The 25,253-nt window shown below is 58.9% G+C and carries 24 protein-coding genes; 9 read left to right on the top strand and 15 right to left on the bottom strand.

Annotated elements, in window-relative coordinates; genetic code table 11:
• Nucleotides 1-5 precede the first annotated feature (5 nt).
• Entirely contained in the window at nt 6-1,163 is a 1,158-nt protein-coding gene (locus BMZ57_RS06875; protein WP_010213157.1) for a phosphatidylcholine-hydrolyzing phospholipase C, read from the top strand.
• Between the two features lie 152 nt (nt 1,164-1,315).
• Nucleotides 1,316-1,501 carry a hypothetical protein gene (locus tag BMZ57_RS06870; RefSeq protein WP_010213158.1) on the top strand — a complete coding sequence of 62 codons (186 nt, stop codon included), beginning with the start codon at nt 1,316-1,318 and terminating at the stop codon, nt 1,499-1,501.
• Between the two features lie 10 nt (nt 1,502-1,511).
• Here BMZ57_RS06870 and BMZ57_RS06865 read toward each other — a convergent pair whose 3' ends face one another.
• From BMZ57_RS06865 to rplM, 8 genes are all read right to left on the bottom strand, one after another.
• On the bottom strand, nt 1,512-2,261 hold the full coding sequence (locus BMZ57_RS06865) for a FadR/GntR family transcriptional regulator (protein WP_010213160.1): 750 nt from the start codon (nt 2,259-2,261) through the stop codon (nt 1,512-1,514).
• Between the two features lie 158 nt (nt 2,262-2,419).
• Entirely contained in the window at nt 2,420-2,839 is a 420-nt protein-coding gene (locus BMZ57_RS06860; RefSeq protein WP_021491891.1) for a ClpXP protease specificity-enhancing factor, read from the bottom strand.
• A gap of 17 nt (nt 2,840-2,856) precedes the next feature.
• On the bottom strand, nt 2,857-3,474 hold the full coding sequence (locus tag BMZ57_RS06855; RefSeq protein ID WP_010213164.1) for a glutathione S-transferase N-terminal domain-containing protein: 618 nt from the start codon (nt 3,472-3,474) through the stop codon (nt 2,857-2,859).
• A gap of 145 nt (nt 3,475-3,619) precedes the next feature.
• Nucleotides 3,620-4,399: a cytochrome c1 gene (locus BMZ57_RS06850; protein ID WP_010213166.1), complete on the bottom strand. Its 780-nt coding sequence runs from the start codon at nt 4,397-4,399 to the stop codon at nt 3,620-3,622.
• On the bottom strand, nt 4,399-5,610 hold the full coding sequence (locus BMZ57_RS06845) for a cytochrome b (protein WP_003171746.1): 1,212 nt from the start codon (nt 5,608-5,610) through the stop codon (nt 4,399-4,401). Before BMZ57_RS06845 ends, BMZ57_RS06850 begins: the two co-directional genes overlap by 1 nt.
• Complete coding sequence (gene petA / locus BMZ57_RS06840) at nt 5,610-6,203, bottom strand: ubiquinol-cytochrome c reductase iron-sulfur subunit (RefSeq protein WP_010213167.1); 594 nt, start codon at nt 6,201-6,203, stop codon at nt 5,610-5,612. The genes BMZ57_RS06845 and petA overlap by 1 nt, the downstream gene beginning before the upstream one ends.
• Before the next feature lie 266 nt (nt 6,204-6,469).
• On the bottom strand, nt 6,470-6,862 hold the full coding sequence (gene rpsI, locus BMZ57_RS06835; RefSeq protein WP_002555064.1) for a 30S ribosomal protein S9: 393 nt from the start codon (nt 6,860-6,862) through the stop codon (nt 6,470-6,472).
• A gap of 14 nt (nt 6,863-6,876) precedes the next feature.
• Nucleotides 6,877-7,305, bottom strand: a complete 429-nt coding sequence (gene rplM, locus BMZ57_RS06830; protein ID WP_003188508.1) for a 50S ribosomal protein L13 — start codon at nt 7,303-7,305, stop codon at nt 6,877-6,879.
• A 248-nt stretch (nt 7,306-7,553) separates the two neighbouring features.
• Between rplM and BMZ57_RS06825 the strand changes: the two genes are divergently transcribed.
• A complete protein-coding gene (locus tag BMZ57_RS06825; RefSeq protein ID WP_021491892.1) occupies nt 7,554-8,594 on the top strand; it encodes an NADP(H)-dependent aldo-keto reductase in 1,041 nt (346 codons plus the stop codon).
• A gap of 112 nt (nt 8,595-8,706) precedes the next feature.
• On the opposite strand, the gene BMZ57_RS06820 is transcribed toward BMZ57_RS06825, so the two are convergent.
• Nucleotides 8,707-9,843 (bottom strand): acyl-CoA dehydrogenase family protein, encoded by a 1,137-nt coding sequence (locus BMZ57_RS06820; protein WP_010213169.1) that lies wholly within the window; start codon nt 9,841-9,843, stop codon nt 8,707-8,709.
• A 220-nt stretch (nt 9,844-10,063) separates the two neighbouring features.
• On the opposite strand from BMZ57_RS06820, the gene BMZ57_RS06815 reads away from it, so the two are divergent.
• Nucleotides 10,064-10,984, top strand: a complete 921-nt coding sequence (locus BMZ57_RS06815; protein WP_175439681.1) for a GlxA family transcriptional regulator — start codon at nt 10,064-10,066, stop codon at nt 10,982-10,984.
• 148 nt (nt 10,985-11,132) lie between these two features.
• Here BMZ57_RS06815 and zapE read toward each other — a convergent pair whose 3' ends face one another.
• From zapE to BMZ57_RS06800, 3 genes are all read right to left on the bottom strand, one after another.
• On the bottom strand, nt 11,133-12,227 hold the full coding sequence (zapE, locus tag BMZ57_RS06810; protein WP_010213172.1) for a cell division protein ZapE: 1,095 nt from the start codon (nt 12,225-12,227) through the stop codon (nt 11,133-11,135).
• Between the two features lie 79 nt (nt 12,228-12,306).
• Nucleotides 12,307-13,662: a tryptophan--tRNA ligase gene (locus tag BMZ57_RS06805; RefSeq protein WP_010213173.1), complete on the bottom strand. Its 1,356-nt coding sequence runs from the start codon at nt 13,660-13,662 to the stop codon at nt 12,307-12,309.
• A 24-nt stretch (nt 13,663-13,686) separates the two neighbouring features.
• Nucleotides 13,687-14,316 carry an alpha/beta hydrolase gene (locus BMZ57_RS06800; protein ID WP_021491894.1) on the bottom strand — a complete coding sequence of 210 codons (630 nt, stop codon included), beginning with the start codon at nt 14,314-14,316 and terminating at the stop codon, nt 13,687-13,689.
• Nucleotides 14,317-14,463: 147 nt separating this feature from the next.
• Here BMZ57_RS06800 and BMZ57_RS06795 point away from each other — a divergent pair, with 147 nt between their 5' ends.
• Nucleotides 14,464-14,901 (top strand): Z-ring associated ZapG family protein, encoded by a 438-nt coding sequence (locus BMZ57_RS06795; RefSeq protein ID WP_003171734.1) that lies wholly within the window; start codon nt 14,464-14,466, stop codon nt 14,899-14,901.
• A 188-nt stretch (nt 14,902-15,089) separates the two neighbouring features.
• Here BMZ57_RS06795 and BMZ57_RS06790 read toward each other — a convergent pair whose 3' ends face one another.
• The 3 genes from BMZ57_RS06790 to BMZ57_RS06780 form a co-directional block, all read right to left on the bottom strand.
• Nucleotides 15,090-16,814: an ABC transporter ATP-binding protein/permease gene (locus BMZ57_RS06790; protein ID WP_021491895.1), complete on the bottom strand. Its 1,725-nt coding sequence runs from the start codon at nt 16,812-16,814 to the stop codon at nt 15,090-15,092.
• 111 nt (nt 16,815-16,925) lie between these two features.
• Entirely contained in the window at nt 16,926-17,486 is a 561-nt protein-coding gene (locus BMZ57_RS06785) for a response regulator transcription factor (protein ID WP_010213178.1), read from the bottom strand.
• Nucleotides 17,479-18,741: an ATP-binding protein gene (locus BMZ57_RS06780; protein ID WP_021491896.1), complete on the bottom strand. Its 1,263-nt coding sequence runs from the start codon at nt 18,739-18,741 to the stop codon at nt 17,479-17,481. Before BMZ57_RS06780 ends, BMZ57_RS06785 begins: the two co-directional genes overlap by 8 nt.
• A 205-nt stretch (nt 18,742-18,946) precedes the next feature.
• Between BMZ57_RS06780 and BMZ57_RS06775 the strand changes: the two genes are divergently transcribed.
• The 4 genes from BMZ57_RS06775 to BMZ57_RS06760 all read left to right on the top strand — a co-directional run bounded on the left by BMZ57_RS06775 (nt 18,947) and on the right by BMZ57_RS06760 (nt 25,148).
• Nucleotides 18,947-19,660, top strand: a complete 714-nt coding sequence (locus BMZ57_RS06775) for an SIMPL domain-containing protein (protein WP_010213182.1) — start codon at nt 18,947-18,949, stop codon at nt 19,658-19,660.
• Between the two features lie 90 nt (nt 19,661-19,750).
• A complete protein-coding gene (locus BMZ57_RS06770) occupies nt 19,751-21,352 on the top strand; it encodes an ABC transporter substrate-binding protein (RefSeq protein WP_010213185.1) in 1,602 nt (533 codons plus the stop codon).
• A gap of 258 nt (nt 21,353-21,610) precedes the next feature.
• A complete protein-coding gene (locus BMZ57_RS06765; RefSeq protein ID WP_010213186.1) occupies nt 21,611-23,239 on the top strand; it encodes an ABC transporter substrate-binding protein in 1,629 nt (542 codons plus the stop codon).
• Between the two features lie 331 nt (nt 23,240-23,570).
• The gene (locus BMZ57_RS06760) at nt 23,571-25,148 is read left to right on the top strand and encodes an ABC transporter substrate-binding protein (protein WP_370737437.1); all 1,578 of its coding nucleotides are present in this window, start codon (nt 23,571-23,573) and stop codon (nt 25,146-25,148) included.
• Nucleotides 25,149-25,253: the final 105 nt, after the last annotated feature.

Below are 25,253 nucleotides of genomic sequence, written 5' to 3'. Positions count from 1 at the left end.
CTAACATGTCAGGTCTTGAACTCGCCGCACCCGAAAAGAACCCACCCACATTGCGCTTCGAAGGCGGTGAACATACTGCCATCGGCGATGACACCCTGTTGCGCTTCGTCAAGGATGCCCCGGCGATTCCCGCACGCCAGGTCGAGCTGCACCTGCCCAATGGGCTGGCGCTGACCTATGGCCAAGTGATCGCCCTCGGGGGCGACTTCTATGGCGTCCCCGGCCAACCGATCAGCGATGGCGCCTCCCCCGCCGAGCGCGTACAACGCTTTACCGCAGCCTTCAATACGCTCGCCGTGCTGCCCGCCTCGCGGGAAGAAGCGCACAAGATCCTTGCGGTGATGCAAAAGGAGATCAATGCGGTCAAGCAGGCGATCAAGGACGGCAAACAAGCCCATGAAGCCTACGACGCGCTGGGTGATACGTTGTCCGAGGAATGGAACCGCATCACGGGCGGCGGCAGCGCAGTTTCGGCGCTGATTCCGTTGGGACGTTACCTGAAACTGGCGGCGGACAATGCCGACCACTTCGGCGAATGGGCGCTGTCGGCCTATCTGGCGGGGCACACGGCGGCGCTGCAACAAGCCGTCGTGGCGCACCAGACCGGCACCGACCCAGCGCTGGAACTGGCGTATGCCATGAACAGTTTTGCTGATCACTTTTTGACCGACCTGTTCTCCGCTGGCCATCTGCGAGTACCACGCAAACAACTCGCCGCCGTGGTCACTCCCGGTGAACTGGGTTCGCTGATCAGCCGCTTCATGCACGACGAAGACAGCAAATTCGGACTCAAGGTGCGTAACGCCATGGGCGATCAGTGGCACGCGTATGGAGACAAACGCTACTTCGACGCCATCGATGCGGACAATCGGGTGCAGGTCAAACGTGCGGTGCAGGCTTCGGCGGATGAAATTTTCGAAACCTTCATCAGCGGTATTGCGCCCTCTCCAGCCAACTTCAAGGCGCCGCTGTATGTGCCAGACCTGAATGCGGCGCAAAACCCGGCGAACAACTTCTCGCCGCTGTTCAAGATGGAGGGGGACAAGGTGCTGCGTCGTAAGGAGGTGAATGACTTGAACGACAAGCACTGGACGAATGATTGGTGGGGGTGGAGTACGTATTTGTTGTTGAAGGACTACAAGCCAAATACGCCGCGGCCTTGAGCCGGGGTCCGCTCCAGGCGTGCCTGATACCGCTCGTCAGAACTGTGAATTCTGACAGTATCAGCACATTTCCACCCCTCCTAACGTGATGAGGCCCGCACATGATGTGCGGGCCTTCACCTAACTTTCTTCCTGCTCAATGAGGCTTAATCATGGCTAACAACATTCAGGTTAAATTCAAAGGCAAAAAAAACAGCACTTCGAACGTCAAAATTGAGGAACTGCCCAATAAAGGCGATTACCTCAATATGGACGGTCAGGTATTGGAGGTTACCAAGAAGACGTTCCATTACGACGCCAATGGCAGCGTGACCGAAATCGAGTTCGACCTGGCCTGAGAACGCCAGCTTAACCCCGCTGCGCCTCCGCCTCTTCATGGGCATGGCGCAGCCGCTCCCGGCTATTGGTCAAATGCAACCGCATCGCCGCCCGCGCCGCGTCCGAATCCTGACGCGCGATCGCTTCATAAATCTCTTCATGCTCACGACTCAAACGCCCCATGTAGTGCTGCTGGTCATCATGGGCCAGGCGCGCCGAATTCAGGCGCGTACGCGGAATGATGCTGGTGCCCAGGTGGGTCATGATGTCGGTGAAGTAGCGGTTGCCGGTGGACAGTGCAATTTCCAGGTGGAATGCAAAATCGGACGCCACCGCATCGCCGGCGTGAGCCGCGCTTTCATTCAAGGCATCAAGCGCCGCGCGCATGGCGGCCAGTTGTTCGTCGCTGCGACGTAACGCGGCCAAGCCTGCGGATTCCACCTCCAGGCTGATCCGCAGCTCCAAGATCGCCAGCACATCCCGCAAGGTCACCACCGTGGCCGGGTCGATGCGGAAACCGCTCGGGCTGGGCGTATCCAGTACAAAGGTGCCGATACCATGACGGGTTTCGACCTGCCCCGCCGCCTGCAAGCGCGAGATGGCTTCACGCACCACCGTGCGGCTGACCCCATGGGCGTCCATGATCGCCGACTCGGTGGGCAATTTGTCGCCCCGCTTGAGCTGGCCGTCGCGGATCTGCTCGGACAACACCGTGACCAGTTCCTGGGCAAGGCTGCGGCGCTTGCGGGGAAGACGAGGGGCGATGTTGGCGTTTTCCATGATGAATCATCTTTCTCGGTGAGCTTGAGCACGCATCATAGCCCATGGTGGTTGTACGATCACCGTCCAGGCGCGACTTTCATCCCTATCCTTCGCGCAAAAAAATGCCCCGACACACGTCGAGGCATTTTCTCAGTGCTCCCCTGAGGGAACGCCCGTTATTTCACCACTTTCAAGCTCGGCCGGCCACTAGGGCGCGGTGGCTCGGAATCCGGTGGCGGCAAGTCATCGCCGCCTTCGTTTTCGATCGCTTCGTCATCCTCGAAAGGCGACTCCAGATCGAACACCATGCCTTGGCCGTTCTCCCGGGCATAGATGCCGAGGATGGCGCCAATCGGCACGAACAGCGTATGCGGCACGCCGCCGAAACGCCCTTCGAAGCTCACGGCTTCATTGTCCATGTGCAGGTGGCGCACGGCACTCGGCGATACGTTCAGCACAATCTGCCCGTCACTGGCAAAACCCTCCGGTACCTGAACCGCAGGAAATTCGGAATTGACCAGCATGTGCGGGGTGCAATCGTTGTCCACAATCCACTCATAGAGCGCGCGGACCAGGTAGGGTCGACTGGAGTTCATCAGCGGCTCCTTAAGCCTTAGCGCATATCGCGTTCGACACCAGACAGACTCGCCTGGAAAGCCTCACGCGCAAACTGGCGCTCCATGTAATCAAGCAGCGGCTTGGCAGGCCGCGGCAGTTCAATACCAAGTATCGGCAAACGCCAGAGTATCGGTAATAGGCAGCAATCCACCAAGCTTTGTTCCTCACTGAGGAAAAAAGGTTTATCGGCGAACAGCGGCGAAACGCCGGTCAGGCTTTCGCGCAATTCCTTACGCGCCTGTACACGTGCCGCCTCTTTGCTGCGGGTATCCAGAATCACATCCACCAGACCACACCAGTCACGCTGGATCCGATGGATCAGCAGCCGGCTGTTGGCACGCGCCACCGGGTACACCGGCAGCAAAGGCGGATGCGGGTAACGCTCATCCAGGTATTCCATCACGACGGTCGACTCCCACAACGCCAGGTCACGATCGACCAGGGTGGGCAAGCTGCCGTAAGGGTTCACTTCGATCAGTTTTGGCGGCTGACGGCCCGCCTCCACACTGATGATCTCGGCGCTGACACCCTTCTCTGCGAGCACGATGCGCACTCGGTGGGAATAGTGGTCGGCGGGGTCGGAGTAACAGGCCAACCGATTGGTCACGCCCATGGCGGTCCTCCTCGCTTGTTGAAATTATCGAAAGCTCAAAAACGAGCGCGCCCAGAGAGCATCTCTGTAACGTCCGGTTCAACCGATCGCTACGTCAGAGATGCCGCTGGGCGCGCAAGATTAACAGCAATTGCTTACAGTTGGATCAATGCACATCCTTCCAGTATTCGCGTTTGAGCAGATAGGCGAATACGAAGAAGAAGGCCAGGTACAGCAACACATACGTACCGATGCGCTGATGCTCCAGTTTGACCGGATTGGCCGAGTAGGCCAGGAAGGTCACGAGGTTCTTGACCTTCTCGTCGAACTGCTCGTCTGTCAACGAACCTGGGGTTTCTATCTTCAGTTGATCGCACGCTTCATGAGTCAAAGGTGTGCCGGTCAACGGATCGTATTGCTTCTTGCCGTCTTCAACGACCTGGATCTGCTTGCATCCTACCACTTGCTTGCCTTGCAGGCCGACCAGAACGTTAGGCATGCCGACGTTCGGGAACACACGGTTGTTCACGCCATACGGACGTGCCGGGTCTTCGTAGAAGGATTTCAGGTAGCCGTAGAGCCAATCGGTACCCCGCACACGGGCTACCAGGGTCAAGTCAGGCGGCGCTGCGCCGAACCAGGTCTTGGCGTCTGCAGGCTTCATGCCGATGGTCATGTGGTCGCCGATCTTGGCGCCCGTGAACACCAGCTTTTCCAGCATCATTTCATGGGGGATGCCAAGGTCATCGGCAACACGCTCGTAACGCTGGAACTTGGCGCTGTGGCAGCCCATGCAATAGTTGGCGAACGTGCGCGCGCCATCCTGCATGGCAGCCTTGTCAGACACGTCAATATCGACTTTTTCCAGCTCCGGTCCGCCATGCTCGGCAGCGAAGGACAGTAGCGGCAGTGCCGCAAGCATCAATGCAACGAATAATTTTTTCATCAGCCAGTCACCCTTTCCGGAACCGGTTTGGTCTTCTCGAGCCGGGTATAGAACGGCATCAGAATGAAGTAGGCGAAGTACAGGAAGGTGCAGACCTGCGACAGCAGCGTACGCTCTGGAGTCGGCGCCAAGACACCGAGTACACCCAGGATCACGAATGCAATGCAGAACACCCACAGCCAGATCTTGCTTAGCCAGCCCTTGTAGCGCATGGATTTGACCGGGCTGCGGTCAAGCCAAGGCAACACGAACAGCACCGCAATGGCCGCGCCCATGGCAATCACGCCCATGAGCTTGTCGGGGATCGCCCGCAAGATCGCGTAGAACGGTGTGAAGTACCAGACGGGGGCAATGTGCTCAGGTGTCTTGAAGGCGTTGGCCTGTTCGAAGTTAGGTTTCTCCAGGAAATAACCGCCCATCTCCGGGAAAAAGAACACGATCGAGCAGAACACGAACAGGAACACCACCACGCCGACAATGTCTTTCACGGTGTAGTAAGGGTGGAACGGAATGCCATCCAGCGGGATGCCGTTTTCGTCCTTGTGCTTCTTGATGTCCACGCCATCCGGGTTGTTGGAACCCACCTCGTGCAGCGCCAGGATGTGCAGTACCACCAGGCCCAGGATCACGATCGGCAAGGCCACCACGTGCAGGGCAAAGAAGCGGTTCAGGGTGATGCCCGAGATCAGGTAGTCACCCCGGATCCACTGGGTCAGGTCGTTGCCGATCACCGGGATCGCACCGAACAGCGAGATGATCACCTGGGCGCCCCAGTACGACATCTGGCCCCAGGGCAGCAGGTAGCCCATGAAGGCTTCAGCCATCAGCGCCAGGTAGATCAGCATGCCGAACACCCACACCAGCTCGCGGGGCTTCTGGTACGAGCCATAGAGCAGGCCGCGGAACATGTGCAGGTAGACGACGATAAAGAACGCCGACGCGCCCGTGGAGTGCAGCAGGCGCAGGATCGAGCCGTACTCGACGTCACGCATGATGTACTCGACCGAAGCAAACGCCTCTTCCGCCGACGGGGTGTAGCTCATCGTCAGCCAGACGCCGGTGACGATCTGGTTGACCAGCACCAGCAGTGCCAGGGAGCCGAAGAAGTAAAAGAAGTTGAAGTTTTTTGGCGCGTAATATTTGCTGAGATGGTCTTCCCACATTTTAGTGGCGGGGAAGCGCGCATCCACCCAATCCATGAACTTGCTCATCACGCGTTCTCCTTATCGAGGCCAATGACAATGAGGTCGTCAGTTTCGTAGGTGTGCGGAGGAACCGGCAGGTTCAAGGGAGCAGGCTGGGATTTGTAGACGCGGCCAGCGAGGTCGTAGTGGGAGCCGTGGCAGGGGCAGAAATAACCGCCGACCCAATCCTTGCCCAGGTCGACAGGGGCCACTTCCGGGCGGAAGGTAGGCGAGCAACCCAGGTGGGTACAGAGACCGACCAGTAGCAGGATCTCCGGCTTGATCGAACGCACTTCATTCTTGGCGTAGGCGGGTTGGTCGGACTTCTCGGATTGAGGGTCAGACAACTGGCCTTCGATCTTTTTGAGATTCCCCAGGATTTCCTCGGTACGACGAACAATGAAGACCGGCTGGCCGCGCCATTCAGCAATCATCTGCTGCCCTGGCTCGATCTTGCTGATATTCACCTTCACCGGTGCACCTGCGGCTTTCGCCTTGGCACTGGGAAACCATGACCCCACGAACGGGACCGCAGCCCCCACCGCTCCTGCAGCACCCACCACGGATGTGGCTGCTACCAAGAAGCGACGCCGGCCTGCATTCACGCCGTCATTGCTCATTCAGTCCTCTCCCATCAGCTTTTTGGCCTGTTAAATCAGGCGTCTACTAAGTGTTGAATCTTTACTTATAAAAATTTTGACGGATGGTAATGAAAAGCCCCACGTATGACAAGGGAATTGCCGGGAGCTCAGCCTCCAGGCCTTGTAGTATAGGGGGTCTACGGATGTGGCAAGTTGTCACGCACAAATTTATGCATAAATCGCAGGCAATAAAAAACGCCCAGCTCCGCGAAGGGGCTGGGCGTTTCTGTGGAACGTAAAGCGAATTAACGCTTCGAGTACTGCGGACGCTTACGCGCTTTACGCAGACCGACTTTCTTACGTTCAACTTCACGGGCATCGCGAGTCACGAAGCCAGCTTTGCGCAGAGCGCCACGCAGGGTTTCGTCGTACTGCATCAGAGCGCGAGTGATACCGTGGCGGATTGCGCCAGCTTGACCACTTACACCGCCACCGATAACGGTGACGTAGATGTCGAACTTTTCAACGGTCTCGGTCAATTCCAGCGGCTGACGAACTACCATGCGGGCAGTTTCGCGGCCGAAGAAGTTGTCCAGGGAGCGGTTGTTGATCGAGATGTTACCAGTACCCGGACGCAGGAAAACGCGAGCGGTTGCGGTTTTGCGACGGCCAGTGCCGTAATTTTGAGTCGCCGACATAATGAACTATTCCGTTAAAACTTCAGTTCTTGGGGCTGCTGAGCAGCATGAGGGTGTACAGCGCCCGCATAGACTTTCAGCTTGCGAAACATATCGCGACCCAGTGGGCCCTTAGGCAGCATGCCTTTGACCGCGATTTCGATCGGGGCTTCAGGCTTCTTGGCAATCAGGCCTTCGAAGTTGGAAGACTTGATACCGCCTGGGAAACCGGAGTGACGGTAGTACATTTTGTCGCTTGCTTTGTTGCCGGTTACACGAACCTGCTCAGCGTTGATGATCACGATGTAGTCACCGGTGTCAACGTGAGGGGTGTACTCAGGCTTGTGCTTGCCACGCAGACGGCTGGCGACTTCAGTGGCCAGACGACCCAGGGTCTGACCAGCGGCGTCGACGACAAACCAGTCGCGCTGAACTGTTTCCGGTTTTGCAGTAAAAGTTGTCATTCTTTAATAGCCTCAGGGGCCGCCCTGTAAATTAGACGGCGGATCTTACTGAATAGTGCGTACTTTGACAAGTCAAAGGCAGCCGGATACAGACGCTATCGGGGGCTCGGGTCGGCGCGTCCGTTCAACGGCAAGATTCTTCGGCAGGCGGCGCATCACTTCCACTGCAGAAAGAGGTGGGCAATTATGCAGATTGCGAAAAAAAATTCAACCTGCTTTTATGATTGTTTTCCCTGAAGGAGTACCCGATGGATTATCGACAGCTGGGCCGTACGGATCTGAACGTGAGCGCGATAGCCTTGGGCACCATGACCTGGGGCGAGCAGAACAGCGAGGCAGAGGCCTTCGCACAGATCGAGCGGGCCAAGGCCGCGGGGATCAACTTCCTCGACACGGCGGAAATGTACCCGGTGCCGCCCAAGGCCGACACCTATGCCACCACCGAGCGTTACATCGGCAATTACTTCAAAAGTCGTGGCGACCGTGCCGACTGGGTCCTGGCGAGCAAGATCGCCGGCCCCGGCAACACCATCGACTATATCCGCGATGGCCACCTGCGCCACAACCGCAAGCACATCGTCGACGCCCTGGATGCCAGCCTCAAACGCTTGCAGACCGACTGGATCGACCTCTACCAGTTGCACTGGCCGGAACGCAGCACCAATTTCTTCGGCCAACTGAGCTACAAGCACAAGGACGAAGACGATCTCACCCCGCTGGAGGAAACCCTCGAAGCGCTGGACGAGCAAGTCAAGGCGGGCAAGATTCGCCACATCGGCCTGTCCAACGAAACCCCATGGGGCACCATGAAATTCCTGGCACTGGCCGAAGCCCGTGGCTGGAGCCGTGCGGTGTCGATCCAGAATCCCTACAACCTGCTCAACCGTAGCTTTGAGGTAGGTTTGGCGGAAGTCGCGATTCGTGAACAGTGCGGCCTGCTGGCGTATTCGCCGCTGGCGTTTGGCATGCTCAGTGGCAAATACGAAGGTGGCGCACGCCCGGCCAAGGCCCGGTTGACCGAGTACAGCCGCTTCAGCCGTTACTTCAACCCGCAGTCGGAAGCGGCGTGCAGCCGTTATGTGGCGTTGGCACGGGAACACGGCCTGGACCCGGCGCAGATGGCGCTCGCGTTCGTGACCCAGCAGCCGTTCGTGACCAGCAACATCATTGGCGCCACCAGCCTGGAGCAACTGGACAGCAACATTGCCAGTGCCGACCTGAAACTCTCGAAAGAGGTTTTGGAAGGGATTGAGGCGATTCAGAAGGATCATCCGAACCCAGCGCCTTGATGGACCCTTAAGCCGCCTTCGCGGGCAAGCCCGCTCCCACATTTGAATGTATTCACAAATCAAAGTGTGGGAGCGGGCTTGCCCGCGAAGAGGCCTTCAACAAGACTAAAGGTCAAAGCGCCCGCGCAATGATCTCCTTCATGATCTCGTTGGTCCCCGCGTAGATCCGCTGCACCCGCGCATCCGCCCACGCCCGTGCAATCGGGTATTCCCACATAAAGCCGTAGCCGCCGTGCAACTGCACGCACTCATCGAGCACCTTGCATTGCAAGTCCGTGGCCCAATACTTGGCCATCGCCGCCGTGGGCACATCCAGCTTGCCTTCCAGGTGCAGCGCCATGCATTTGTCGACGAACACACGGCCAATCTGAATCTCGGTGGCCATTTCCGCCAACTTGAAGCGAGTGTTCTGGAAATCCGCAATCGCCTTGCCGAATGCCTTACGCTCGCGGGTGTATTCCAGGGTCCACTCCAGCGCTGCCTCGGCGGATGACAACGCGCCAATCGCTACCGTCAGTCGCTCCTGGGGCAACTCCTGCATCAAATACGCGAAGCCCATGCCGGCCTGGCCCAGCAGGTTTTCCTTGGGCACCCGCACATCCTGGAAGAACAGCTCCGACGTGTCCTGGGCTTTCATGCCGACTTTCTCCAGGCGCTTGCCTTTGTCGAAGCCCGGCGTGTCGGCCTCCACCAGAAACAGGCTGGTGCCCTTCGCGCCAGCCTTGGGATCGGTCTTGGCTACCACAATCACCAACTCCGCGAGATAGCCATTGGTAATGAAGGTCTTGGAGCCATTGATCACGTATTCGTCACCGTCCAGCACCGCCGTGGTCTTCACGCCTTGCAGGTCGGAACCGGCGCCCGGCTCGGTCATGGCAATGGCCGTGACCATTTCGCCGGAGATCAGCTTGGGCAAATATTTGTGCTTCAGCGCCTCACTGCCGTAATGCAGGATGTACGGCGCAACAATGTCCGAATGCAGGGAAAAACCGATACCGGTCAGGCCCAGCCGGCTGATCTCTTCAATGACCACCGCGCTGTAGAGAAAGTCCGCACCCAGCCCGCCATATTCCTCCGGCAGATGGGAACACAGCATGCCCGCCTCCCCGGCCTTGTTCCATAAGCGACGGTCGATATAGCCCTGCTTCTCCCAGTGTCCATGAAACGGCGCGGCATCTTTTTCGAGGAAGGTGCGCACGCTCTCGCGGAAGAGTTCGTGTTCCGGGCTGAACAAGGTTCTGGGAATCATGGGTCACCTGCGTGGATTGTCGGACAAGGACGAGCCCACAGAGACTATGCCGCGAAGGCATCACGGGACACTGGACACATGCGACAAAAAATAAGACGATCCAGCCGTCTGGTGACCACTTTCCCCTATAAGAATAAATGAAATTATGTCTAACCAAATCTCCACGCCGTTGCGGCGCGTCAGCATTTTGGCCATTGATCGGGTATTCGCTTCAACCCTCATGCAAGCCAAGGATTTCTTCCACCTCGCCAGCCTGCGGTACGGCAAACAGCAAGGCCTGGGCCTGACCCCCGCGTTTGAAACGCGCCTGGTCAGCCCCGACGGGCAATCGGTGCGCAGCTTCAGCGATGTGATCATGCCGGTGGACGGCGGCCTGGAAGACGCCGACATCATCGTGCTACCGGCTTTCTGGGATGACTTCGACGCCCTCTGCACCCGCTACCCCCAGGTGCTGCCATGGTTACGTGCGCAACACGCACGCGGCGCCGTGTTGTGCGGCGAAGCCACCGGGGTGTTCTGGCTGGCCGAAGCCGGCCTGCTCGATGGCAAGGAAGCGACCACCTATTGGCGCTTCTTCAACGCGTTCACCGAACGCTTTCCCCAGGTACAGCTCAACCAGGACAAGCACCTCACCGACGCCGACAACCTGTATTGCGCCGGCGGCACCACCTCGGCGTGCGACCTCTATATCTACCTGATCGAACGCTTCTGCGGCGCCAACATCGCCCAGGCGGTGGCCCGCGACATTCTCTACGAAGTGCAGCGCAGCTATTCGCCTGGACGCATTGGGTTTGGCGGGCAGAAGTTACACCAGGACGTGATCATCCTGCAGATCCAGCATTGGCTCGAAGAGCACTTCGCCGACAAATTCCGCTTCGAAGACGTGGCCCGGGAACACGGCATGAGCATTCGCAATTTCATGCGTCGCTTCCAGACCGCTACCGGCGACAAGCCGCTGCATTACCTGCAACGTCTGCGCATCGAGACGGCCAAGGGATTGCTCTCGGGCAGCCGCAAGAGCATCAAGACCATCAGTTATGAAGTGGGTTATGACGATGCGAGTTTCTTTGCCAGGCTGTTCCGACAGCACACCGAACTGTCGCCAAACCAGTACCGCCAGCAATTCCAGCAGGCCGCGTAACTCCAGCAAGCCGCGTAACCAAGGGTGCACAGAAACCAAAATGTGGGAGGGGGCTTGCCCCCGATGGCAGCGTGTCAGTCACTGTAGATATTGACTGAACCACCGCTATCGGGGGCAAGCCCCCTCCCACATTTGTGTTGGGTTGCTGCTAAGGTTTGTGCCCGCGCGACAGGAACTCGTGGGACTGCATTTCCAGCAAGCGACTCAGCGTGCGCTGGAACTCGAAGTTCAAGCGCCCGCCGGTGTACAGATCCTTCAGCTCGACTTCCGCCGAAATGATCAGCTTGACGTTACGGTCGTAGAACTCGTCGACCATGTTGATAAAACGTCGTGCGATGTCGTCGGTGGTCACGCTCATCTGCTCCACGCCGCTCAAGATCACCGCATGGAAGATCTTGCCCAGTTCGATGTAGTCGTTCTGGCTACGCGGGCCGTCGCACAGCTGGCGGAATTCGAACCAAGCCACGTCATCGCAAGTACGCAGCGCGATGATTTCGCGGTTCTCGATCATCAGCTTGTCGTTTTCCACCGCCTGGGTGCATTCCGGCGTGAGGGCGCGGAAGCTCTTCTTCAGGCTTTCGTGCGCCGCTTCGTTCAGCGGGAAGTGGAACAGCTCCGCTTGCTCCAGGTGACGCAGGCGGTAGTCGACGCCGCTGTCGACGTTGACGATTTCGGTGTTCTGCTTGATCAGCGCAATGGCCGGCAGGAAGCGCGCGCGCTGCAGGCCGTCCTTGTACAAGCCGTCGGGCACGATGTTCGAGGTGGCGACCAGGGTCACGCCGTTCTTGAACAGCTCTTCCATCAGGGTGCCGAGGATCATGGCATCGGTGATGTCGGAGACGAAGAACTCATCGAAGCAGATCACCCGGGCTTCTTCGGAGAAGCGCTTGGCGATGATGGTCAGCGGGTTTTTCTCGCCCGGCAGGGTCTTCATCTCTTCGTGCACGCGCTTCATGAAGCGGTGGAAGTGCGTCCGTACTTTTTCCTTGAACGGCAACGCTTCGAAGAACGTGTCGACCAGGTAAGTCTTGCCCCGCCCCACGCCGCCCCAGAAATACAGGCCCTTGACCGGCGTATGGTCTTTCTTGCCAAACAGCTTGCTGAGCATCCCCGGCTTGCTTTGCGAGGCCGCAACCAGGTCGTCGTACAGGCGCTGCAAATGACGCACCGCCGTTTCCTGGGCCGCGTCATGGAAGAATTCAGGGCGTTTCAGATCAGCTTGATATCGTTCTAGGGGCGTCATAATTTCGTTAGCAAGGCAACAAAAACGGGCCGTCACTGTAACGACGGCCCCGGATAATGGCAATCAACCCTTGGTCGGGTTAATCCTCGAGGGGGGTCAACGCAACGCGCAGAGCGGCGATGGCAGCATCACGGGACGCTTCGTCGGCGAACTCGGCGCTGTCGGCCACTGCGGCGCCGTCCAGCCATACACTGAAGCTCAGGGCCTCGGTGCGTACGTCCAGCCCATCGCCGCTTTGCAGTTGCTTGGTCACCGCGCCCGCCGCTTTACCGTCAGCAAAGTTTCGCGACAGCAGCAGTTGCTCACCCTCGGCCGCCAGCAGGCGGAAGCGGAAGCTGCCGTCGTCTTCACGGAAGCTCACGAAGCGCGCGGCTTTTGCAGCTTTCTTCTTGGTCGCGACCGGCGCTGCGATCGGGTTGACGAACGAACGCAGGCCTACCGCCTCGCGCAGCTCGGCCAGGAAAGGTGCCGCCACGGCACGGGCCTTGTTGGCGCCGACCAGCAGCAGGTCTTCCATGTCCGACGGGCGCGACATCAATTGATGGTAACGCTCGCGGGCTTCGCCAAGCTGGCCGTCCAGCAGTTGGAACAGACGATTCTTCGCCTCGCCCCAGCCCAGCCCTTGCAGCAGTTCGGCACGGAACTCTTCTTCCTGGGCCTTGCTGGCAAACGCCTGGTACAGGGTGAACAGGTGCGAATTGTCCGGGTCCTTGGCTTCGCCCGGCGCGCGGGAGTCGGTGACGATGCGCGAGATCGCGTCCTTCATGTCCTTGGCGCTGGTGAACAACGGAATGGTGTTGTCATAGCTCTTGGACATCTTGCGACCATCCAGGCCCGGCAAGGTGGCGACGCTTTCTTCGATCAACGCCTCGGGCATGGTGAAGAATTCTTTACCGTTACCGAACAGGTGGTTGAAGCGCTGGCCGATGTCGCGGGCCATTTCCACGTGCTGGATCTGGTCGCGACCCACCGGCACCTTGTGCGCGTTGAACATCAGGATGTCCGCCGCCATCAGCACCGGGTAGCTGTAGAGGCCCATGCTGATGCCCGCATCCGGGTCTTCGCCGGCTTCCACGTTCTTGTCTACCGAGGCCTTGTACGCATGGGCGCGGTTGAGCAGGCCCTTGGCGGCAACGCAAGTGAGCAGCCAGGTCAGCTCGGGGATTTCCGGGATGTCGGACTGGCGGTAGAAGGTCACCCGGTTCACGTCCAGGCCACCGGCCAGCCAGGTCGCGGCGATTTCCATGCGCGAACGCTGGATGCGCTGCGGGTCATCGCATTTGATCAGGGCGTGGTAGTCGGCCAGGAAGTAAAAGGAGTCGGCATTGGCGTCCTGGCTGGCAAGGATCGCCGGGCGGATCGCACCGGCGTAGTTGCCCAGGTGCGGCGTGCCGGTGGTGGTGATGCCGGTGAGGATACGGGTACGAGTCGTCATGGGTAATCGCTTATCAGACTGCTATCAATTCGAAAGTCGCGGCAGCACCAGATCCTTCAGATCGGTGAGCTTGCCGTGAAAAAAGTGTCCGCATTCTGCCACTTTCAGCAGCTCATGGGGGCGATTCAAGGCGGCGGACCAAGCGTAGACGGTCTGCGGGTCGACCACTTCGTCGGTTTCCGGCTGGATCAGCGTCAATGGGCAGCCCTGGGGAAGCGCATCGGTATCGCGAAGACGCATCACCGCCGCCGCAACCATGAACAAATGTGACAGTTTTTCACCCTTGGCTTCCAAGCGCCCGCCGAGGCTGGCAGCGACGTAGCCACCGAAGGAAAAACCGAGCAAGGTGATCGGCAGGTCCGGGTGTTTTTCCCGCAGCCAAGTGGCGGCCGCTTCGGCGTCATCCACTTCGCCGGTGCTCATATCGTGGGTGCCGGCGCTCGCGCCAACGCCACGGTAATTGAAACGCAAGGTAATCAAACCGGCATCGCGAGCGGTGCGTTGCAGGGTCGATACAACTTTATTGAGCATGGTCCCGCCTTGCACCGGGTTGGGGTGGCAGATCAGCGCCAGGCCACGTGGCTCGGGGTGATCCAGGTACAAGGCTTCCAATTGGCCTACCGGGCCATCGATCAAAACGGGGGTTTCACGCATGAGCAAGAGATGAACTCCGTGACCTCACAAAGGGTCGACTCGTCTAGCTAAAAGTCTGTGCATGGCATCATTGCGAGCTTAATCGCGGTATACAGCGCAGGTTTGAGCCGTTAACGTAAAGCAAAGCCGTTTATAGAGGAAGGACTCGTGGAACACTCGCTCTTAGTTTGGTTGTTGCCGACTCTTGCCCTGGTTGCCGGTGTCGCCATTGGTTTCCTGGTTGCTCGCTTGCTGCCGAATGCCGCGCCTAACCGCACGCAGCGTCAGTTGGATGACATTCAGGAACGTTTTGACAGTTATCAGAACGAGGTTGTTACCCACTTCAACAGCACCGCGACCCTGGTCAAGAAGCTCACCCAGAGCTACCAGGAAGTACAGGATCACCTCGCCGATGGCGCCAACCGCCTGGCCCTCGACGACATCACCCGTCAGCGCCTGCTGGCCGCGCTGCATTCCGATGCACCGCAAACCCCACGGGAACGCCTGACCCCGCCACGGGAAAACCAGGAGCCACCACGGGACTACGCGCCAAAAACGCCGAACGCTCCAGGCATGCTGGATGAGCATTACGGTTTGAAGAAGTAACCTGATTCTCAAACACTAAAAAGCCCGGCTGATCGATGATCAGCCGGGCTTTTTTGTGAGTCTCACAAACAACATCAATCAAATGGGGGAGCGGGCTTGCTTGCGAAAGCGGTGGGTCAGTCAGCACATCGGTAACTGATAGACCCTATTCGCGAGCAAGCCCGCCCCCGCATTGACCGAGTTTGACCTTACGCCAATTGCTGTTCTTGCAAGCGCCCACCCTCGATGCGCACATGCCGCCCATGGAAGCGCTTGAGGCTGCTGCGATGGCCGACGCTGACGATGCTCAGCCCCGGCAACTCATCGATCAACGCCTGATACAGCGTCGCTTCATCCTCTTCATCCATCGCCGACGTGGCTTCGTCCATGTACAGCCATTGCGGCGCGAACAACAAGGCACGGGCAAAAGCCAGGCGTTGCTGCTCGCCCGGCGAGAGCATGCGCTGCCAGTGGTTGGCTTCCTCCAGCCGGCCGACCAGATGAGGCAGGCGGCAGGTTTCCAGGACCTGTGCATAACGTTCTGCCGGGTAGACGCTGTCGTCCTGTGGATAACTCAATACGGCCTTCAGCGTGCCGATCGGCAAGTAGGGCTTTTGTGGCAGGAACAGGTAACGCTTGGCCGGTAGACGAATGCTGCCGTGGCCGGCGGGCCAGAGATGCCCCATCGCGCGCAACAAGGTACTTTTGCCGCTGCCGGAACGGCCACTGAGCATCACACGCTGCCCCGGCTCAACGATCATATGGGCGTCGGTCAGCAGGTGGCGGCCATCGACCAGATCCATGCCCAGCCCCTGCACCACCAGGCGTTCGCCCTCGACGCATACATCGATGGCCGCTGGACGTTGCTCGTTGTCACGCATGGCCTGCTGAAAGCTCAGCAGACGGTCACTGGTCGCGCGCCAGCCGGCCAGGTCCGAGTACGCGCTGATAAACCAGCTGAAGTTGCCTTGCACGTTGCCGAACGCCGAGTTGATTTGCATCAGCTCACCCAACTCGATCTTGCCGGAGAAATAGCGCGGTGCTGCCACGATAAACGCAAACACGGTGGCAATCTGTTCGTAACCGGCAGTGAAAAACGTCAGGCGCTTGGACACCTTCATGATGTCCCAGTAGTTATGCCAGACCTTCCCGAAGCGAGCACTCAAGCGTTGATTCTCGTTGGGCTCGCCGTTGTACAGGGCGATACTTTCGGCGTTCTCCCGCACCCGCACCATCGAAAAACGCAGGTCTGCTTCGAAACGTTGTTGTTGGTTGCTCAAGCCGATCAAACGGCGACCGATCAGATGGGTCAACCAGCTGCCGACTGCCGCGTAAACCAAGGCACACCAGAACATGTAGCCTGGAATAGTGATACCGAAGACGTCGATGCTGCCCGACACGCCCCACAGGATGATCGAGAACGACACCAGGCTCACCACATTGCGCAGCAGGCCTAGGCCAAGGCTCAAGGTGTTCGAGGTAAAGCTATTGAGGTCTTCGGAAATCCGCTGGTCAGGGTTATCGGTGTAGCCGCCCTGCTCCAGCTGGTAGTAATTCTTGTGGCCCAGCCACCGTGCAAAATACTTTTCGGTCAACCACGCCCGCCAGCGAATGGTCAGCATCTGTGTCAAATAGAGACGGTACACCGCGCCAAGAATCGCCACGGTGGCGATGCCGCAGAAATAGCCGATCTGTTGCCAGAAGGCGGCGGTGTCCTTGTTCTCCAGGGCGTTGTAAAAATCCTTGTACCAGTGGTTGAGCCACACGGAGATCGCCACGCTGAACAGCGACAAACCGATCACCACCGCCAGCAACAACCAGGCCTTGCCCTTCTCTTCACTGCGCCAATAGGGCGTGATCATCGCCCAGGTGCGGCGGAAGAATTGCCCACGCACCGCGTCGTTGACCGCGGAGTACTCAGCGTTCGGATTCATCGTTCAGGCTCGGTAGGAAAAAGATGACACGCTTTCGAACCGATCATAGTGGATCGGTTCGGGACTCCGTGCGGCCTGAAGCAGCTTGTTCAGCTGTTGTTCAGATCAGGCTCAGCGGCGGACCGGGCGCTTCTGCAGCTTGCGCTGCAAGGTACGGCGGTGCATGCCCAGGGCGCGGGCAGTGGCGGAGATGTTGCCTTCGTGCTCGGTCAGCACGCGCTGGATGTGTTCCCACTGCAGGCGGTCCACCGACATCGGGTTTTCCGGCACCAGGGTGTCCAGGTCGGCGTGCTCGGAGAGCAAGGCCGCCAGTACGTCGTCGGCGTCCGCCGGTTTGCACAGGTAGTTGCAGGCGCCGCGCTTGATCGCCTCGACGGCCGTGGCAATGCTGGAGTAACCGGTGAGGATCACCACGCGCATTTCCGGGTCGAGCTCCAGCAGCTTGGGCAGCAGCACCAGGCCGGAGTCGCCGTCCATTTTCAGGTCGAGCGCCGCGTAGTCCGGCAGGTCGGCCTGGGCGATGGTGAAGCCCTCCTCGGCAGACCCTGCAGTGCTGACACGGAAACCGCGACGGCTCATGGCGCGCGCCATCACGCGGGTAAAGGTGGCGTCGTCATCTACCAGCAACAGGTGCGGCAGTTCTTCGCCTTCGACTTGGATCTCGTCACTCATCGATATCTCCTCGTGCGACACGGGGCAGGCGCAGCTCGGTGAGCGTGCCACCTTCCTCATGACTATAGAGCTTCACTGAGCCGCCCGCGCGGGTCACGCTGGCCTTGCTCAAAAACAGGCCGAGGCCGAAGCCTTTGCCCTTGGTGGTAAAGAAGGGTTTGCCGATCTGCTCGGCAATGGCCAGCGGCACACCCGCGCCGTGGTCGCGAATGCTGATGGTCACGTCTTCGGCGTCCCAGTCCAATTGCACGCCCAGGCCGTCGGGGCAGGCGTCGGCCGCATTGTTCAGCAGGTTGAGCAGCGCCTGGGTCAGATCCGGTGGCGGCGCCATGCGCGGCACGCTGCCCTGGCCCAGCAGGTGGAAACGGTAACTGGCTTCGGGACGCATCAGGTGCCAGCGGTTCAGGGCTTCGTCGAGCCACAGGGTCACGTCCTGCATCTCCACTGCCAGGCGGCGATTGGCTTCGGCGGCGCGTACCAGTTGCTGCAACGTCTGCTTGCATTGCTTGACCTGTTCGCGCAGCACGCCGAGATCTTCCTGCAGCGCCGGGTCGTGATGGTCCTGGGTCATTTCGTTGAGCAGCACGCTCATGGTGGCCAAAGGTGTGCCCAGTTCATGGGCGGCGCCGGCAGCCTGGGTGGCAACGGCCAGCAACTGCTGGTCGCGCAGGCCTTCTTCACGGCGAATGGCGCGCAATTCTTCCTGGCGGCGCAGTTCTTCGGCCATGCGCGCGGCGAAGAACGTGATCACTGCGGCGGACAGGGCAAAACTCAGCCACATGCCGTAGATCTGCAGGTTTTCCCGGGCAATCGGAAAGGTTTGCAGCGGGTAGAACCGTGCCAGCAGCAAGGTGTAAAGCGTCAAGGCGATGCCCGACAGCACCACCGAGTAGCGCCACGGCAACGTCACCGCGGCGATGGTCAGGGGCACCAGGTAATACGAAACAAACGGATTGGTGGAACCGCCGGAGAAATACAGCAACACACTGTGGATAAACAGGTCGCAGGCCAGTTGCAGGGCGTATTCCAGCTCGGTCACCGGCCAGGTGGTGCGCAACCGGATCGCGGTAAACGCACAGAGCACGGTGGAGAAACCCAGGGTCACACCCAGTTGCAGCCACGGCAGCGGCAGCAAGTCGAACCAATAGGCGAGCCCAACGGAGCCGGCCTGTGCGGCCAGTACCAAGGTACGGATGAACGTCAGGCGCCAGAGGTTCTGGCGAGTGGCGGAAGTCAGTTTTACGGCGGCGAGCATGTGCTCTCCCGGTGAGCGCTGCAGGCGGATCGGCAGGAGTATAAACGAAGCAGGCAAGCTGGCACGGCGCGTGTGGCTCTTTGCCGCAGGCCAGGCAAATGACCGTTCGTCGGCATCACCACAACTTGTAGCGAATGTGTAAACCCGAAGAACCCGATGTCACCGTCTACAGTCATACCGAACACGACTATCTCAAGGAGCTTCCATGTCTCGTTTCACTCGCAGTGCAGCCGCCCTCACCCTCAGCGTCGGCACTCTGGTCAGCCTGCCAGCACTGGCCGCTGACGCACTGAACTACAACCAGATTTCCCTGCGCGCCGAGGTCAGCCAGGAGGTGGCCCGCGACAAGATGATCGTGACCCTGTACACCGAATCCCAGAACAGCGACCCGGCCAAGCTCGCCGCCGAAATCACCACCACCATGAACAAGGCCCTGGGCCAGGCCCGTGAAGTCAAAGGCGTGACCCTGCGCCAGGGCAGCCGCAACAGCTACCCGATCTACGACAGCAAGAACCAGAAAATCACCGGCTGGCGTGAACGCGCCGAACTGCGCCTGGAAAGCGCAGACTTCCCGGCGCTGTCCAAGCTCACCGGCGAACTGCAGAGCACCCTGAAAATGGACAACATGGAGTTCTCCATCGCCGACGCTACGCGTAAGTCCAGCGAAGATGCGCTGCTCAAAGATGCGGTCGCCGCGTTCAAAGCACGCGCACAATTGGCCACCGATGCGTTGGGTGGCAAGGGTTACAAGATCGTCAACCTGAACTTCAACACCAACGGCTACCCGATGCCCTATGCCCGTGGCGGCATGATGATGAAAGCCGCCATGGCCGATTCGGCACCTACGCCAGAAGTGGAAGCCGGCACCAGCCAAGTCAACATGAGCGCCGATGGCGTGATTGAAGTGCAGATGCCGTGACCCCTACCTGATAAACCTGAACGGCGTTACCCTCGGTAGCGCCGTTTTCGTTTGGGCAGCTTACATATGCCTGCCACTTCAGGGGTCTCCATGGAAAGAATCGCCTTAAAACCGCTCCTCCTCGCTGCCGGCCTGCTGGCCTGCATGCCGCTGGCCCAGGCGGCCAGTACCCTGGTCTACTGTTCCGAAGCCAGCCCCGCCGGTTTCGACCCCAGCCAGTACACCAGCGGCACCGATTTCGATGCGTCCGCCGAAACCGTGTTCAACCGCCTGACCCAGTTCAAGCGCGGCGGCACCGAAGTCGAACCTGGCCTGGCGACAAGCTGGGATATCTCCCAAGACGGCCTGACCTACACCTTCCACCTGCGCGATGGCGTCAAGTTCCACACCACCGATTTCTTCAGCCCTACCCGCGATTTCAACGCGGATGATGTGCTGTTTACCTTCAATCGCCTGCTCGATGCGCAAAGCCCATTTCGCCAGGCCTACCCCTCCGAGTCGCCGTACTTCACCGACATGGGGTTGAACACCACGATCAAGAGCGTCGACAAACTCGATGACCACACCGTGCGGTTCAACCTGAACAACGTCGATGCGTCGTTCGTCCAGAACCTGGCCATGAGCTTCGCCTCGGTGCAGTCCGCCGAGTACGCCGCGCAACTGCTCAAGCAAGGCAAGGCCGAAGAGATCAACCAGAAACCGGTGGGCACCGGGCCGTTCGTGTTCAAGCGCTACCAGAAGGATTCGCAGATCCGTTACGTGGCCAATAAACAGTATTGGAAACCCGAGGACGTGAAGCTCGACAACCTGGTGTTTGCCATCACCCCGGATGCGGCGTCGCGCCTGCAGAAGCTCAAGGCCGGCGAATGCCAGGTCAGCGGTTACCCGCGCCCTGCAGATATCGAGGTGATGAAGCAGGACCCGAACCTGCATGTGCTGCAACAAGCCGGTTTCAACCTGGGTTTCCTGGCCTATAACGTGACCCACCCACCACTTGATCAGCTCAAGGTGCGTCAGGCCCTGGACATGGCCATCGACAAGCCGGCGATCATCAAGGCCGTGTACCAGAGCGCCGGACAATTGGCGCAGAATGCCCTCCCTCCGGCGCAGTGGTCTTATGACCCCACCATCAAGGATGCACCCTATGACCCGACCAAGGCCAAGGCGCTACTAAAAGAAGCAGGGGTTGCACCCGGTACCACCGTCAACCTGTGGGCAATGACCGTACAACGCGCGTCCAACCCGAACGCGCGCATGTCGGCACAAATGATCCAGCAGGATTGGGAAAAGGTCGGCATCAAGGCCAATATCGTCAGTTATGAGTGGGGCGAATACATCAAACGCGCCAAAAATGGCGAGCATGACGCGATGATTTATGGCTGGACCGGCGACAACGGTGACCCGGATAACTGGCTCGGCGTGCTCTACAGTTGTGCTGCGGTCAAGGGCAGCAACTACGCCAAATGGTGTAACCCGGCCTACGACAAACTCGTGCAGCAGGCCAAGGTCAGCAACGACCGCGAACAGCGCATCAAGTGGTATCAACAGGCACAGAAAATCCTTAAGGAACAAGTACCTATAACGCCTATTGCGAACTCGACGGTTTTCCAGCCGCTGCGCAAGGAAGTCAAAGACTTCAAGATCAGCCCCTTTGGGCTGACGCCGTTCTATGGCGTGAGTCTAGATAAGTAACAGCAACGCCCCAACCGAGTGCGCTAGACGCCTCGGTTGGTCATTTTTGGTGCACCTCCTGCACCGAAAAAACCCTCAAAATATGCGCAAATATGTACAAACTTTCATAATTGCGACATTCCTGTACGTTCGTACCACTGTTTCAGCCTCGCGACGGTTCAGCATCTTGCAATGGGTATGGCGCCTGCATAAGTATCCGCAGGCCGACTCACGAGGTCGCCCTCACCACCAAAAATGACAACAAATCATGAGGCCAACATGCTTAAACACGCAGTCATTCCGTTAATTGTTAGCGCTGGCCTTATGGCCGCAGCTCCTTTCGCCCAAGCGGCGACTAACCTGGTGTTCTGCTCCGAAGGGAGCCCGGCCGGTTTCGACCCAGGCCAGTACACCACCGGAACAGACTTCGATGCCTCGGCCGAAACCATGTTCAACCGCCTGACCCAGTTCGAACGCGGCGGTACCGCTGTGATTCCTGGGCTCGCCACCAGCTGGGACGTGTCCCCGGATGGCTTGACCTACACCTTTCACCTGCGTGATGGCGTCAAGTTCCACACCACTTCGTACTTCAAGCCGACCCGTACCTTCAATGCCGATGACGTACTGTTCACGTTCAATCGCATGATCAACAAGGACGATCCGTTCCGCAAAGCCTACCCCACCGAGTTCCCGTACTTCACGGACATGGGGATGGACACCAACATCAAGAACATCGAGAAAGTCGACGAGCACACTGTCAAGTTCACCCTTGGCACCGTGGACGCCGCTTTCATCCAGAACCTGGCAATGAGCTTCGCCTCGATCCAGTCGGCTGAATACGCCGCTCAACTGCTCAAGGAAGGCAAGCCTGCGGACATCAACCAGAAGCCGATCGGCACTGGCCCGTTCGTGTTCAAGAGCTACCAGAAAGACTCGAACATCCGTTACACCGGCAACAAGGACTACTGGAAACCTGAAGACGTGAAGATCGACAACCTGATCTTCGCTATCACTACCGACCCGTCGGTGCGTATCCAGAAACTCAAGAAAAACGAATGCCAGATCACCCTGTTCCCACGTCCGGCCGACCTCAAGGCGCTGGGCGATGACAAGGACCTGAAACTGCCGCACCAGGCCGGTTTCAACCTGGGCTACATCGCTTACAACGTCATGGACAAGGTCAAGGGCAGCGACCAGCCAAACCCACTGGCCGACCTGCGCGTACGCCAGGCGCTGGACATGTCGGTGAACAAGCAGCAGATCATCGACTCCGTCTACCAGGGCGCCGGCCAGCTGGCTGTCAACGCCATGCCACCGACCCAATGGTCGTACGACACCACCATCAAGGATGCCAAGTACGACCCTGAGAAAGCCAAGTCGCTGCTCAAGGAAGCGGGCATCAAGGAAGGTACCGAAATCGTTCTGTGGGCCATGCCGGTTCAGCGTCCGTACAACCCGAACGCCAAGCTGATGGCTGAAATGCTGCAGAACGACTGGAAGAAGATCGGTCTCAACGTGAAGATCACCAGCTACGAGTGGGGCGAGTACATCAAGCGCTCCAAAGGTGGCGAGAACCAGGCCATGATCATTGGTTGGAGCGGTGACAATGGTGACCCGGACAACTGGCTGAACGTGCTGTTCGGCTGCGACTCGCTGTCCGGTAACAACTTCTCCAAATGGTGCGACAAGAAATTCGACGGCATCGTGAAAGAAGCCAAGGCTACGTCGGACGTCGCCAAACGCACCGAGCTGTATAAGCAGGCGCAACATATCCTCAAAGATGCTGTCCCGATGACACCTATCGCGCACTCGACGGTGTATCAACCCATGCGTTCCACCGTGCAGGACTTCAAGATCAGCCCGTTTGGCTTGAACTCCTTCTACGGCGTGAGCGTCAGCGGCAAGTAAGGATCATTGACGGCGACGTTTCTTAACGTCGCCGTTATTGCATCCGCCTGGACCGTAGGAAACAGACCACGCTCGCAATCGTTGCGTCCTACAGCAACGAATTGCGATGCGTGACGCCGTTGCCTACAAGGTCAATCCGATTTGGTGCATTTACTGCCAGCTCCGCGACCCATAACGTCGTAGGACAGCAGAGTCTCCAAATGCGGAAAGGCACTTGCTGCGTATGGGATCAGCGATGTCACCTTGGCCGAACGCCCGGGTGGTTGCTCGCTGATGACAACTACAAACAAGGATCGGGATCGTCATGCGCCATACCACCGTTCTATCCGCAATGTTTGCCACCAGCCTGCTGGCTGTGGCCACGATGGGCCACGCCGCCGACAAGCGGAGCCTGGTGTTCTGCTCGGAAGGCAGCCCGGCAGGCTTTGATACTGCGCAATACACCACCGCCACCGACAACGACGCGGCCGAGCCGCTGTACAACCGCCTGGTTGAGTTTGAAAAGGGCGAGACCGGTGTCGTACCTGCGTTGGCAACCAAGTGGGATATTTCGCCAGATGGCATGACCTATACTTTTCACCTGCGTGAAGGGGTGAAATTCCACAGCAACAAGGAATTCAAGCCGACGCGGGACTTCAACGCCGACGACGTGCTGTTTACCTTCAACCGCATGCTTGACCCCGACCATCCGTTTCGCAAGGCCTACCCCACCGAGTTCCCCTACTTCAACGGGATGAGCCTGAACAAGAACATTGCCAAGGTCGAAAAAACCGACCCGCACACCGTGGTGATGACCCTGAATACGGTCGACGCCGCGTTCATCCAAAACATCGCCATGAGTTTCGCCGCGATCCTGTCGGCTGAATATGCCGAGCAATTGCTCAAGGCCGGCAAGCCCAGCGACATCAACCAGAAGCCGATCGGCACTGGCCCCTTTGTGTTCCAGCGGTATCAGAAAGACTCGCAGATCCGCTATGTGGCCAACAAACAGTACTGGGACCCGAGCCGGGTCAAGCTGGACCAACTGATCTTCGCCATCAACACCGACGCTTCGGTGCGGGTGCAGAAACTCAAGGCCGGCGAATGCCAGGTCACCCTGCATCCGCGCCCAGCTGATGTCGACGCCCTCAAGGCCGACCCGAACCTGAAACTGCTGACCAAGCCCGGCTTCAACCTCGGCTACATTGCCTACAACGTGCGCCACAAGCCGTTCGACCAGCTCGAAGTGCGCCAGGCGCTGGACATGGCGGTGAACAAGCAGAGCATTCTCAACGCCGTGTACCAGGGCGCGGGGCAATTGGCGGTCAACGCCATGCCACCGACGCAGTGGTCCTACGACGACAGCATCAAGGACGCCGCCTACAACCCGGAAAAAGCCAAGGAACTGCTCAAGGCTGCCGGGGTGAAGGAAGGTACCGAGATCACCCTGTGGGCGATGCCGGTGCAACGTCCGTACAACCCCAACGCCAAGCTGATGGCCGAGATGCTGCAAAGCGACTGGGCCAAGATCGGCCTCAAGGTCAAGATCGTCAGCTACGAATGGGGCGAGTACATCAAGCGCACCAAGAACGGTGAGCACGATGTCAGCCTGATCGGCTGGACCGGTGACAACGGTGACCCGGACAACTGGCTGGGCACTCTCTACAGCTGCGACGCCATCGGCGGGAACAACTACTCCATGTGGTGTGACCCGGCGTACGACAAGCTGATCAAGCAAGCCAAGGTCGTGACCGACCGCGAACAAAGGACTGTTCTGTACAAACAGGCGCAGCAACTGCTCAAGCAGCAGGTGCCCATCACGCCAGTCGCCCACTCGACGGTCAACCAGCCGTTAAGCGCCAAAGTCGAAGGTTTCAAAGTGAGCCCCTTCGGCCGCAACGTGTTCTCGGGCGTCAGTATCACCCCATAAGAAATTAACCGGATTGCGCAGGGCGGGCCCCGCCTTGCTGCAAACGCGCGGCCTTTTGTTGGGATTTTTCCTACGCCAAACGTTTGCATGAGCTTGAACGAGTTA

Source organism: Pseudomonas simiae (genome assembly GCF_900111895.1).
GTDB classification, from domain to species: Bacteria; Pseudomonadota; Gammaproteobacteria; order Pseudomonadales; family Pseudomonadaceae; genus Aquipseudomonas; species Aquipseudomonas simiae.
The sequence above is the reverse complement of the archived record's forward strand: the minus strand, read 5'-3'. Positions and strand labels throughout refer to the sequence as shown.

Coding starts and splice junctions, on each gene's coding strand:
- BMZ57_RS06875 (WP_010213157.1), top strand. CDS start 6: ATGTCAGGTCTTGAACTCGCCGCACCCGAAAAGAACCCACCCACATTG.
- BMZ57_RS06870 (WP_010213158.1), top strand. CDS start 1,316: ATGGCTAACAACATTCAGGTTAAATTCAAAGGCAAAAAAAACAGCACT.
- BMZ57_RS06865 (WP_010213160.1), bottom strand. CDS start 2,261: ATGGAAAACGCCAACATCGCCCCTCGTCTTCCCCGCAAGCGCCGCAGC.
- BMZ57_RS06860 (WP_021491891.1), bottom strand. CDS start 2,839: ATGAACTCCAGTCGACCCTACCTGGTCCGCGCGCTCTATGAGTGGATT.
- BMZ57_RS06855 (WP_010213164.1), bottom strand. CDS start 3,474: ATGGGCGTGACCAATCGGTTGGCCTGTTACTCCGACCCCGCCGACCAC.
- BMZ57_RS06850 (WP_010213166.1), bottom strand. CDS start 4,399: ATGAAAAAATTATTCGTTGCATTGATGCTTGCGGCACTGCCGCTACTG.
- BMZ57_RS06845 (WP_003171746.1), bottom strand. CDS start 5,610: ATGAGCAAGTTCATGGATTGGGTGGATGCGCGCTTCCCCGCCACTAAA.
- petA (WP_010213167.1), bottom strand. CDS start 6,203: ATGAGCAATGACGGCGTGAATGCAGGCCGGCGTCGCTTCTTGGTAGCA.
- rpsI (WP_002555064.1), bottom strand. CDS start 6,862: ATGTCGGCGACTCAAAATTACGGCACTGGCCGTCGCAAAACCGCAACC.
- rplM (WP_003188508.1), bottom strand. CDS start 7,305: ATGACAACTTTTACTGCAAAACCGGAAACAGTTCAGCGCGACTGGTTT.
- BMZ57_RS06825 (WP_021491892.1), top strand. CDS start 7,554: ATGGATTATCGACAGCTGGGCCGTACGGATCTGAACGTGAGCGCGATA.
- BMZ57_RS06820 (WP_010213169.1), bottom strand. CDS start 9,843: ATGATTCCCAGAACCTTGTTCAGCCCGGAACACGAACTCTTCCGCGAG.
- BMZ57_RS06815 (WP_175439681.1), top strand. CDS start 10,064: ATGCAAGCCAAGGATTTCTTCCACCTCGCCAGCCTGCGGTACGGCAAA.
- zapE (WP_010213172.1), bottom strand. CDS start 12,227: ATGACGCCCCTAGAACGATATCAAGCTGATCTGAAACGCCCTGAATTC.
- BMZ57_RS06805 (WP_010213173.1), bottom strand. CDS start 13,662: ATGACGACTCGTACCCGTATCCTCACCGGCATCACCACCACCGGCACG.
- BMZ57_RS06800 (WP_021491894.1), bottom strand. CDS start 14,316: ATGCGTGAAACCCCCGTTTTGATCGATGGCCCGGTAGGCCAATTGGAA.
- BMZ57_RS06790 (WP_021491895.1), bottom strand. CDS start 16,814: ATGAATCCGAACGCTGAGTACTCCGCGGTCAACGACGCGGTGCGTGGG.
- BMZ57_RS06785 (WP_010213178.1), bottom strand. CDS start 17,486: ATGAGTGACGAGATCCAAGTCGAAGGCGAAGAACTGCCGCACCTGTTG.
- BMZ57_RS06780 (WP_021491896.1), bottom strand. CDS start 18,741: ATGCTCGCCGCCGTAAAACTGACTTCCGCCACTCGCCAGAACCTCTGG.
- BMZ57_RS06775 (WP_010213182.1), top strand. CDS start 18,947: ATGTCTCGTTTCACTCGCAGTGCAGCCGCCCTCACCCTCAGCGTCGGC.
- BMZ57_RS06770 (WP_010213185.1), top strand. CDS start 19,751: ATGGAAAGAATCGCCTTAAAACCGCTCCTCCTCGCTGCCGGCCTGCTG.
- BMZ57_RS06765 (WP_010213186.1), top strand. CDS start 21,611: ATGCTTAAACACGCAGTCATTCCGTTAATTGTTAGCGCTGGCCTTATG.
- BMZ57_RS06760 (WP_370737437.1), top strand. CDS start 23,571: ATGTTTGCCACCAGCCTGCTGGCTGTGGCCACGATGGGCCACGCCGCC.